The organism is Tranquillimonas alkanivorans (assembly GCF_900115595.1).
GTDB classification, from domain to species: Bacteria; Pseudomonadota; Alphaproteobacteria; order Rhodobacterales; family Rhodobacteraceae; genus Tranquillimonas; species Tranquillimonas alkanivorans.
Window position 1 is genome coordinate 1 of record NZ_FOXA01000026.1, and the last position, 10,994, is coordinate 10,994.

A 10,994-nucleotide genomic window follows, 5' to 3' on the forward strand; every position below is an offset into this window, starting at 1 on the left:
CCCGCCGCGCGCGGCCGCGCAGACCTGCCTCATCTGCTCGTCGATTGCTGCGACACACTCCATTCTCGGCGTCAGGAATTCCGCGATGCCGGCGAAAGCGCCGGTTCCGTCCGAGGCATAATACCCAAGCGATACTACCCATCGCACGCCGGGGAGTCTGCGCGCGTCCCGGCGCCTGAAGCGAGGCACATGCAGCGGGATGAGGTCGAGATGCCTTTTTCCGGCGTCGTCCAGTGCGGGTGAAGCGAATGGAAGTGGCGCGGTCTCCTGAATGGCTTCGTGGACCCATCGAAGACGCGCATCGTAATCGAGAAACTCGCTGAGACTGCGCTCGGAGATGCTGTGCTCGGACCTCATGGCCATCAGGCTCGTGCCAGGGCGGAATTCCGCCCCGAGGCTGAGAGCCTCTTCCACGCGGTCGCGCGGCACGAACACGGCCCTATGGCCCCCGACCTCGATCATACCAGGCCCTCGCCGATCGACATGACCGAGTCTGCCATACGGCCGGCTTCACGGAAGCCGGCGCGAACCGCCTTCTCGCCCTTCTCGGCCGCGTCCTTCATGCGCTGGTTCCAGCGCTCGCGGCGCTCGATCCGCGCCTCCTCGGTCAGGCTCGGGTACTTCTTGAGGTCCTCGAGACTTCTCTGCTCGAAGCTCTTCGGATTCGTCGGGTCGCTGAGGTCGTACTCGTTCTCGGCGGCAAGGGCCGCCCCGATCATCGCCCTACCCCGGTTCACGTAGTCGGTGGCATACCGCTCCCTCGAACGCAGGCCCTTCTCCTGCTTCTTCTGGTAGAGCTCGTCGAGCATCGAGCAGGATTCCTCGTACATCTCGATCGCCCGTTCCGGGTTTTCCCGGACGAAACCGCGCATCTCCCTCTCCATGACCGGACCAGCCGACCAAGCCTTCAGGGGCAGCGCCATGAAGCGGGTCTCCGGGCGACGCAGCATTTCGGCAGCTGTGCGGACATCCGGCGCGAAGTAGTTGAAGACAGTGTTCGAGATCCGATCTCGGCGCTCGGCGAGGCTGAGCTTCGGCGTTCCATCCTGGCTTCTCCAACTCCCGCTGACCTCCGGGAAGCCGTGGGCATGGAGTCCCTTTTTCTCCGAGCGCGACCGCTTGGCCAGGTTCTCATGTCGCCTGTCGGTGTCACCGAAACCGGACCGGACAAGGCCGTAGCCCATGCGGATCTGCTCGTCCGCGAGGGTTCTTCCGCCGGGAAGAGTGATCTGCGCGCATTTCTCGCCGCTCTTGCTTTCCAGAATCTCGACGGACAGGTGCTTCCGGTCGAAGCGCGACAGCAGACCTGCGAGGTTTTCGAGGCTCTCCTGGCCGGCATTCACCTCCCCGTCCTTCGTAAGGACCGGCCGCTCCTGCCCCTTCTCGTCAACCATGGTGCTCGGCGGAGCCACCAATCCAGCAAGACTGTAGACCTGCCCCTCGCCCGCTTCGAGCTCCTCGCGGCTCCGCGCAATGCGCACGGCATCACCGGAAACCGCCTCGAAGACGAGGTCGTCGCCACTATTGAACGCAGCGTCAGCATCCTTCGAGAAGTTTCTGACCGGCGCTCCGGCAAGGCCCTGCTTTTCGACCAGGTCCCGCAGGGAAGATCCGAACACCTGTTCGGACTCCTGCCTGAGCTCGGCCTCCCTGTCGCCGCTGAACTCCAGCAGCGCGGCCATCAGCTCGTTGTTCCCGTCGGACAGAGCCTTGATGTCTTCGCTCTTCTCCAGGATCTTCTTGGCCGAAACGCGCATCGCGTTCATCGCGAGCGCCATGCGCTCGTCGCCGAGTTCGAAGTCCCTCAAGAAGCGCTGATAGGCGCTCGCAAAGACGCGTACGGGATCATCCGCCTTGCGGCCCTTGAGGCCGGACGCCCTGATCTCTTCCTTGGATAGCTCCCGCCTGTATTCGGCAAGGATCGACTTGTCGAAACGCTGCTCGATGAGCCCCGCTCGCGCGATGTTCCAAGCCCAGTCGTCTCCCTTCAGGTGCTCATGCAACGCAATGACGGCGGGCGGATTCGTTTCGATCTCCTTGCCGAGAGCATGGATGCGTTGAAACTGGCGCAGCTTCTCGATGCCGGTCTCGCTGCCCATGCCGGCCTTGACCGCCTCCGACATCGGCACTGCTTCCAGTTCCGCGTTGTTGTCGTCGCGGATCGCGCGGGACCAGCCGAAGCCGGCAAGCAGTTCGTCTTTCGCGCTCTGGTCGGACTCGTCCGTCTCGGCGAGCACATCCATGATGAACTGCCCATGGAAGGAGTGCGCCACGACCTCGTTGCGCATGATCTCGACGACGCGCCTCTGGTCCCCGATTTCTTCACCGTTCGCAATGAGGTCTGCAGCGCGACGGGTCAGTTCCGCGAAGTGCTCCGGAGCGATGCCGCCGTTGGAGTTCGGATTCCAGCGGTTCGCCGGGACATGTGTTTCGAGGCCCGACCGCAGCCGGTCTCGGACCGCCGCCAACCTCTCCTTTCGGTCTGTCCATTGGGGGCTACCCTTCTCGGGCGTGTCGATCTCTTCGATATCGGCGGCAAGATAGAGTGCCAGGTCGCCATTGAGGCCCGTCGTTCTCCCGGAAAGGAAGGCGCTGTTGATCGCACCCATAGAGCGCAGCGTCTCGACGCATGCCAGGCGCCGATCCAGCAGGTATTGAACCGCGTCTGCCTCGCCGGCATTGGCGGCCATCTCCCAGGATCTCAGGACGTTCACGTAAGCATCGATGGCCTCGAGCTTGTCGGCCTCTGGGGTGAGATTCACACGGCCGGAAACCGTCTCTCTTCCCGGGCGCGTCGCGCGCATGGTCTCCGCAATTCGCGCCTCGACCTCATCGGGACCGGCCGGCTCGTCGCGGCGGGTCCGGATCCCCATCGCTTGCAGGGCTTTCAGCCCGTCTTCCGTCGTTCGGGAGGCCTCCTCGCGCGCAGCCGCCTCCTCCTCGCGGTCCGTCGTGACCATCGTTTCAAGACGCCGCTCGAGCTCCTCGGCACGCGCCGGACCATTGTCATCCTCGATCATGGCAGCCAAGCGGTCGCCGACCGGGTTGGCTTCATCCGCCACCTGGACGAACTGCTCGACATTCGAGGCCTCGCGCGTGGCTACGGCACCGAAAGACCGCTCCCTCGAGACCTTGATCTTGCCCGAGAATATGCCGCGCTCCAGAAGCGCTATCACATCCCTGTCGCCCTGGGAGAATTGGTCGAGCGAGCCCGGAACAAGGTTCGCGCGCACCGCCCCCGCCTCTGCGGGCGTCATCTCTGCGGGAATTCTGCGATCACCGATGGCGGTCGGGAGCTCGACATCCGGCTCATCGTCGAGCACCGCCTCGTCGCCTGTCACGACCTTGCGCAGGACTGAATTTGCGGCCCGCTTTTCCTCTTCCGTCAGGTCGTTCTCGGCATGGAGGGAACGGGCGACGACGAGTGCGTCCGAGCCATGCAGCAAGGCGCGATCCTCGCCCCTCGCCTCAAGGACCTGCTTCGCGCGCGTCTCCGCCTCATCCCTGTTCATCCCTTCCGCGCGCAGGCGCAGGATGACCAGCTGGTGGGCAGGGTCGACGAGCGGCGTTACGTTGCTCTTCTGCTTGATCCATTCGACAGACCCACGGACCGACTTCGGGGGCGCTGTGTCAGGCACCACCCGCATGCGACCCGAGTAGATCTTGCTGCGATAGACGGCCACGTCCGGAGCAGGTCCACCTGGTTCCTTCTGGCGCGCCGCCTCATTTCGGCGTGCGTCCTCTTCCGCCCGCCGGAACTCGGCGGCTGCGATGGTTTCGACATCCTCGTGTCCGGCCACCTCCAGGTGACCTGACATGAGCATCTCCCTGATGCCGATGGAAAGGCCGTAATCCGCCGTTTCGGCCCTCGAGGTGGCGCCTGCCTTGCGCTTCTGCTTGAGGGTAGCGATCAGCTTTCTCAGCGCGGAGACATCCTCTGACGCCAGGTCCCGACCGACTTCCCGGTCGATCCCGTTCCTGGCAAATATGCTGTTGATTTCCTTGAGGGCGTCTGCCTTCAGATTCTCGTCGGAGGACATGGTTTACTCCACCTCTCTTTCGGCACGCGCCGCGCGCGACGCTTCCATTCGGGCAGCTCGGGCAATCATCGCCCTCTCTTGCTTCTCCCGAGCGCTCCATCCTGCCCATTCGGCACGCGCTTCTTCCGACGTGAATTCTGAGACGGCCGGCGGAAGCGATTCCGACTGCTCTACATAGCGAAGCCCGCGCCTCTGCGAGGAAGGCTCCCAATCCACAAGGGCTTGCGTTTCCCCAAGGGCGTCTGCCAGGCGATCACAGGAAAATTCCGCTTCTTTCTCCGGGATGGCGAACAGGTAAGTCCGCCGGTGGAGCGCAACGGGGCGCTCAGGAATCTGTACGTCCAAGTCTGCCTCCTGGAAGGCAGCGCGGGCGATTGCGAGTCGGGCCTCGCTTACTGAGGAACGGTCCGTGAGCATATTTAGAATATATGGCCACGCCCTTCTCACCACGACATTTCACCAGCCTCGGGAATCCCGCATGACGACGCTGTATCTCTGCGAAAAACCGGACCAGGGCCGCATCATCTCGCAGGCTCTCGGAGGAGGCCGGAAATCGAATGGCGGCATTGAAGGAGACGGCTGGATCGTCACCTGGGCATTCGGCCATCTGCTTACGCCCTACATGCCGGATGATTACGACGAAGACCTGAAGCGATGGAACTGGGAAACCCTGCCCATCGTGCCCGAGAAATTCCTGTTCAAGCCGAAGGACTCTCGAGCGGGATCGCAGGTCAAGGCCATCCGATCGCACATGCGCCGAGCCTCAAAGGTCGTCATCGCAACGGACGCGGACCGTGAAGGCGAACTCATCGCCTACGAGATCCTCAATGAGCTTAAATGGAAGGGTGCAACCGCGCGCCTTTGGTTGTCTGACCTGACCATTCCCGCGGTCACGCGGTCCTTGGCCAGCCTGCGAGAGGCGAGCGAGACGAAGCCGCTGTATCACGCGGCTGCGGCACGGATGTACGCCGACTGGATTGTCGGTATGAACCTCAGTCGCGCCGCCACGCTGAAAATGGCGGCCTTCGGCGGGAAGCCTCTTTCAGTTGGCCGCGTCCAGACCCCGGTCCTCGCCTTGATCGTCGATCTCGAGCGCAAGATCACCGGCTTCAAGCCCCAGGATTTCTTCGAGATCGTCGCCACGGCGGCGACCCAAGACGGCGACGTTCGCCTGCGCTTCGCGCCGTCGGCGGAGGAGAGGTTGACGGATCGGGCGAAGGCAGACAGCCTTCTTCAGCGCGTACAGGGCGCACGAGGCCCGCTTTCGGTAAAGACCGAGGCGAAAAAGCAGGCGCCGCCGAAGCTCCTCGACCTTGCCACGCTCCAGGGCGAGGCGAACTCCCGCTTCGCCTGGTCGGCCGACAAGGCGCTCGCTGTCCTCCAGGCCTGCTACGAGAAGCACCAGATCCTCACCTATCCGCGAACGGATTGCCGGTATCTTCCCGATGAGCACAAGGAGAACATCCCCACAATCGCGAAGAACCTCGGGGCAATCAATGAGCTCGCCCCCTTGCTCGGCGAACTCGGAACGCCAATCCAGCGCGACACGGTCTACAACGACGCCAAGATCACTGCTCACCACGCCATCATCCCCACGAACAAGCAAGCCGATCTTTCGGCAGTCTCGGAGGATGAGCGCAAGCTCTACATAATGGTCGCGCGCTTCTGGTGCGCCGCCCACATGCCCGACCTCGAGTACCTCCAGACGACCATTTCCATGGATGCCAATGGTGTCCCGCTGCGCTCCTCTGGCCGCCAGATCACCAAGCCGGGATGGAGATCTGCCTTTGCGGGTCTCGCGGCGGCGGAGGACAGCAAAGAGGAGGATGACACCCTTCCTCCCGTCAAGGACGGTGCGGCGGCGCAGATCTCTGACGCGAAACTCGAGGCGAAGAAGACGCAGCCCCCTGCCCGTTTCACCGAGAAGTCGCTGTTGAAGGCGATGGAGTCCGTCGCCCGCTACGTCGACGACCCCAAGGCCAAGGCCACCCTCAAGGAAACCTCCGGCATCGGAACGCCAGCCACGCGCGCTGCGACGATCGAAGTCCTCAAGGCGCGCGGCTATGTCCAGCTCAAGAAGCGCAGCATTTCCCCGACCGATACCGGGTGCGCGCTGATCGATGCCCTGAAGGCGACTGCGCCGGCATACGCCGATCCTGTCACCACGGCGCGCTGGGAAGACGTACTCAGTCGCATCGCCACCGGCAGTGAGCCGGGCCTGGCCAAGAAGTTCCTCGGCGGGATCCAGGGAACGGTCACCAGGGATGTCGCCGTCATCAAGGGCGCCGCACTCGACAGGATGGCCGGGACCGGAAAGGCATCGAATGGTTCGTTCACGCCCGCTCAGAAGAAGGCCTACGCCGCGAAGCTCGACGGCGCGACGCCACTGAAGGTGAGCTACGACCAGCGCGAGCGCGCGAAAGCTCTCGGCGCTCGGTGGGATGCTGCCAAGAAGTGCTGGGTGGCCCTCAAGGGCGTCGACCTGGCACCATTCAGACAAGAAGGATTTTGCGAGGCATGAAGCCATTCACCATCAAAGCCACGCACACCGACGGCGATAGACAGGAGTGGCGCATCGTCGACCTCGTGACGGCGCGCGGCACGGAAGAAGCCGAGGCGCAGCTTCGGCGCCGAATGGAGGCCGGACGTTACCCGTTCGTCCCATCCCAGGCCAGCTACAAGGTCGAGCCGATGAGCCGCGTCGAGCAGTCGCGCCTGTCGCATTACGCGCGCGCCCTCAGCATGCCCAAACGCCTTCCCTCGACGGACACGGAGGTCTCGGAATTCATCGCGAGCCGCGGCGTGCTGGTCCAGTCATGGTGCACGGCCTGCTACATCAACCCGGCTCTGCTCGAAGCGACCGAAACGACCTCGCCTGAGCCTGAAAAACTCGATGAGACCTCGGGAGGCGGCGGCGAGCCGGAGCGCATCCAACAGGATCCGTCTCAGGACAGGGGTGCGGAAGATGCTCTCGCAGCCCTCGAGAAGGACATGGCCGAGGATGCGCCCTCCCGTGGAACCGACTTCGACGCATTCATGTCCTGATCTTGCGCCACGAGGCGCCCGACATTCAGCCGAGAGAGCTCGTTCGAGCCCGGCACTCGCGCGAACTCGAATGCGAGCCTCTCTCCCAGGCACGTCGCCACGTTCGCCAGCGCGGCGCGAATGGCACGGGTCAACTGTCCCCGGCCGATTGCCCTGCCCGGCAACGCCCCCTGCAACCCCGACAGGTCAAGCCCGACCTCTGGCGACCTCATCCGCCAGACCCGCTTGACGCGGAGGTAGAGGATCATGTCGAGGTTCGTGCTCAGCGATGCGATTTCCTCGAAGTGGGCGCGCGTATAGATCCGGACGTCGTCGTAGAAGCGCGCCAGATCGCCGACATAGACCTCCCAGGCCATTCCCTGGACCTCGTGCGAGAGGCGGATGCCGAGCGTCTCGCCCGTTTCCGTGTGAATCCTCAGTTCGGCAAGATCCGCGATGGCCTCCCTCAGCTTGCCGTAGTTCCGGACGCCGGCCTTGCCGAATGCGGCAATGAGATCGGCGAACGGCACCACGAACGTGTTTTGCCGCGCCGCCTCCGGATCCTGGTCAACGAACGCGAGGGCGATGAAGAGTAGCCGCCAGGCCCAGACCTTGTTGCGCGGCATAAGGATCTCGGCGTCCGAGATCGCCTGCGGCACTCGGAACCGCGCCGGGACCCCGAGGCGCTTGAAGCCCGCAAGGTCAGCTGCCCGTCCGCCAGCGATCGGCTCTGCATATTCCAGCCCATCGGGCGTCCGGCGGCGGCCGCCTTTGCCTGCCATCCTCTTGCCTGCGGTCTTCCCATTGCCCGGGGATGGTCGCGCATGGCCTTCGTCTCGCTGTCGCACCCCCTCGGGGACCGAGGTGTCGTCTGAGCCGCCTGCAATCGCGGCACGTGCCACAGCATCGAGCATGTGAGAACTCCTGAACTTGCCCATGGGAGCCGCCCTCCACGACAGCGTCCCGAGGAAGGACATCGTCCCCTGCTCCCGGATCTTGAAATGCGCGACCGATTTTCCGGACGACCCACAGAAAGACAGACAGAAAGCAGGCAGGCTGACAGGCAGGCTGACAGGCAGGCTGACAGGATGACTGACCCCTTGCCTGAGCGGCACCTTCACTTCCGCCTTAGGCATCGGCCAATCCCCTCCCTCGGACCAGGAGGGGCTATCGCCTTCCGGCCTACCGAGGCTTGGTGGCTACAGGGAGAGCCGATGAGGTAGCTACCTCCCCTTCCCTTGGTCGCCTACCCCAAGACCTCCTCAGGTGGCTTCTGCAGGAGTCCTGGATGAGAGGGCGCGTCACCTGTCCCAGTGATAGCGGTCCAGAGGACATCCGGCTCCCACTACACGGGTTAATGGATGTCCTCTTCAGGGTGATCTCTTCAGGGGCGAGGGTTCGGTTTTTCGCGCACTCGCCAATATGGAACGATACCAGAACATCCCAGCGGAGGAAGCTCATGCCGTTCCAGCCCTCGCACCTCAAGAACGAAGATCGGAAGAACGCCAAGAAGAAGGGCTACCAGGCCCTGGCCTACTGGCCGAAGAACGCGGATGTGCCGCCGAGCCGGAGGGCGCTCTTCAATGGGTGCGCCCAGGTGCAGCTCGGGGGCGTCGAGGTTCAATGCGAGGCCTGCTGCGGCATTCACACCCTCACCCGTGAGCAGCTGAAGGGCGCCACATCGCGGCCCTGCCCCACCTGTTCCCGTGCGACTGCAGGCAAGCCCTCGGAGGACCAGAAGGAAGCGGCTCGCCGGAGGGGCTGGATTGCCCTCGCCTTCCTGGACTACGGCACCTCGCAGGTGGTTCGCCTCCGGCCGAGAGGGTGCGGACACGTCTTCGAAGTGGATGCGGTCAACCTCCTCCAGATGCATGCCGGCAGTTCGACCAAGGGCTGCGCCGTCTGCGATGCAGACAGGATCTTCGACGCCTTTCGCATCGAGACCACGCTCAGTTGCGGCCCCGCCAGTGACCGGGATGCGCCGCGCACGTTCCGGTGCCCCGAGGGTCACCACTTCACCAACACGCTGAGACGCGTTGCTTCATGGGCCAAGGGATCGGAGGCTGCCTGGGAGGGATGCCCTGCCTGCCTTTGCGACAAGGCCGGCTACGAGTTTCTCAGCTTCGTCGTAAGCACCCACACCGAACTCCTCATGCGCTCGAAGAAATGCTCCTGCCAGACGCACACACTCGAATGGGATCGGTCGAATGTTCTGACCCGTGCCCGCGCGGGCCGCACCCCGGGAAGCTGTAAGCAATGCGACATCGATGGCGCGGAGAAGACGGTCGAGGCGAAGATCGCGCGGCACAAGATGGTCCCTGGGGTCATCTCAGTGCGGCGGACGCACCCGGAGAGCCGTGAGGTCGAAATCAAGCAGCGCTGCACCGGCTGCACGAAGGAAAGGTCCCGCACCTTCCGAGATTTCTCCGAGAACCCCTCCAGGACGATCCCGATCTTCCAGTGCGACGGTTGCCATCTGGCCGCGAAGCAAGAATTCGTCAACGCCGTGGCCGCCCCCGGCCACGAGGTCACCCTTACCGAAAAGCTTCCCGGCAATCGCTATCGATACAACTGCGACTGCGGGCATCGCCGGGATGTGTTCTTCATCGCCGGCAAGAATAAGCCCCGGTGTCGGCTGTCCCACGGCGGCCCGGCGACGAAGATAGGCTTCGTCTACGTGCTGGAGTTTCTCGATACCCGGGGAAAGACGCCATGGCCTTATGTGAAGGTCGGCTGGACCAAGAATCCGGAAAATGAATATTTCCAGGGCAGGTACCAAGGATACGGCTTCGACGCGGGTGTTGTTCCTTTTCGGCTCTGGTTCGACGATATCAAAGTCTCCGATCCTGAAGGTAAAGAAGACCGGCTCCTGGAAGAGCTGGATGATCTCGGCTTTCGCAGGCCGGACGAAGCCATGATGAAGGGCCTCATGGAGAACGGGCACACCGAGGTCCGGGAATATCCCCCGCAGGGGGTTCTTGAGATCTATGAATCCATCCTGCTGCGCCTCGGCCTGAAGATTGTCGACCATGAGGAGATTTCGAAGGCCGCCGCATGACGGCCTTGTGAGGGATGCTGGGCCAATCCGAACGGAGACACTTCCCTCTCCGCAGGCCGAAATCGCTGTGCCGACTGTTTCCCGAAGGGGAACGCATGCGCCTATTTCCCTTGGTGAAGAACCATTTAGGGCAATCACATGCGACATCAGCTCGGCACCGCCATCGCGAACCTCAATTCCCTTGTCGAGGGAGACAATTCGAAATCAGGCGGGGATCCGGTTCGTGCCGCGCGGGTGGAGGCCATTCTGGCCGGCCAGTTCCGAGAAAAGGGTTCAGGGGACATGGGCGATCTCTATCGCGCCCTGACCGATGACAGCCAGGATGCCGCACAGCGCAGCGCCTGGGTCACCGCGCTCGAACTCGCCGCAGACCTGATCGAGACCAACCAGCTGCGCGCAGCCTTCGTTTTCACCCGGGCGTTTCCGGACACCATTCCGGACGAGGTCGCCGATGATGTCCGCACCACCCGGACGGCCGTCTGGCATGCCCACTATCGCAACGAAATCTTCGCGGCCGCCGGCCGCGGTGACGATGAGACCGCCCGCGGCCTCGCAGTCACGGGCGGCGTGCCCGAGGAAGAAGCGGAGGCGCTGATCGCGCAAGGCGCGGCAGCAGCCCGCACGAACAAACGCGTCGGCATCGCCCTCCTCGCCCTCATCGCGGTCCTTGGCGTCGGCGGGGCAGCGTACGGCGTCAGCTCGCTCTGGTCGGCCCTGACCGACCCCCGCCTGCCCTCGGCCGAAGAAACGGCCAGAGGCATTTCGGATAGCGCCAGGGAGGTCGGCGCGGTCACCTCGGGCATCGCCCCCGCGGTGATGAGCTCCCTCAAGCCCCGGGCCTCTGCCGATACGGAAGTTGTCCCGAATGGCGA

At 63.7% G+C, this 10,994-nt stretch carries 8 protein-coding genes; 4 read left to right on the top strand and 4 right to left on the bottom strand.

The annotated features are described in order from the left end of the window. The 3 genes from BM162_RS18450 to BM162_RS18460 all read right to left on the bottom strand — a co-directional run. Positions 1-462 (bottom strand): hypothetical protein (locus BM162_RS18450; RefSeq protein ID WP_143096210.1); only part of this gene is annotated, 462 nt, incomplete at its 3' end. Further along, entirely contained in the window at positions 459-4,040 is a 3,582-nt protein-coding gene (locus tag BM162_RS18455) for a hypothetical protein (RefSeq protein ID WP_093424953.1), read from the bottom strand. The genes BM162_RS18450 and BM162_RS18455, both read right to left, overlap by 4 nt. 3 nt (positions 4,041-4,043) lie before the next feature. After that, positions 4,044-4,385, bottom strand: a complete 342-nt coding sequence (locus BM162_RS18460) for a hypothetical protein (RefSeq protein ID WP_143096211.1) — start codon at positions 4,383-4,385, stop codon at positions 4,044-4,046. 133 nt (positions 4,386-4,518) lie between these two features. Between BM162_RS18460 and BM162_RS18465 the strand changes: the two genes are divergently transcribed. Together BM162_RS18465 and BM162_RS22485 are read left to right on the top strand one after the other, a co-directional pair. Further along, positions 4,519-6,561 (top strand): DNA topoisomerase 3, encoded by a 2,043-nt coding sequence (locus BM162_RS18465; protein WP_093424956.1) that lies wholly within the window; start codon positions 4,519-4,521, stop codon positions 6,559-6,561. Further along, positions 6,549-7,085 (top strand): hypothetical protein, encoded by a 537-nt coding sequence (locus BM162_RS22485; RefSeq protein WP_143096213.1) that lies wholly within the window; start codon positions 6,549-6,551, stop codon positions 7,083-7,085. The genes BM162_RS18465 and BM162_RS22485 overlap by 13 nt, the downstream gene beginning before the upstream one ends. Here BM162_RS22485 and BM162_RS18470 read toward each other — a convergent pair. After that, on the bottom strand, positions 6,986-8,185 hold the full coding sequence (locus BM162_RS18470; RefSeq protein WP_143096214.1) for a hypothetical protein: 1,200 nt from the start codon (positions 8,183-8,185) through the stop codon (positions 6,986-6,988). The two genes, BM162_RS22485 and BM162_RS18470, sit on opposite strands and share 100 nt — an antisense overlap. Before the next feature lie 338 nt (positions 8,186-8,523). On the opposite strand from BM162_RS18470, the gene BM162_RS18475 reads away from it, so the two are divergent. Together BM162_RS18475 and BM162_RS23155 are read left to right on the top strand one after the other, a co-directional pair. Continuing rightward, positions 8,524-10,122, top strand: coding sequence for a hypothetical protein (locus BM162_RS18475; protein ID WP_093424959.1), 1,599 nt, complete (start codon positions 8,524-8,526; stop codon positions 10,120-10,122). 138 nt (positions 10,123-10,260) lie between these two features. Further along, positions 10,261-10,994: hypothetical protein (locus BM162_RS23155; RefSeq protein ID WP_218153134.1), on the top strand; the 734-nt coding region annotated here is incomplete at its 3' end.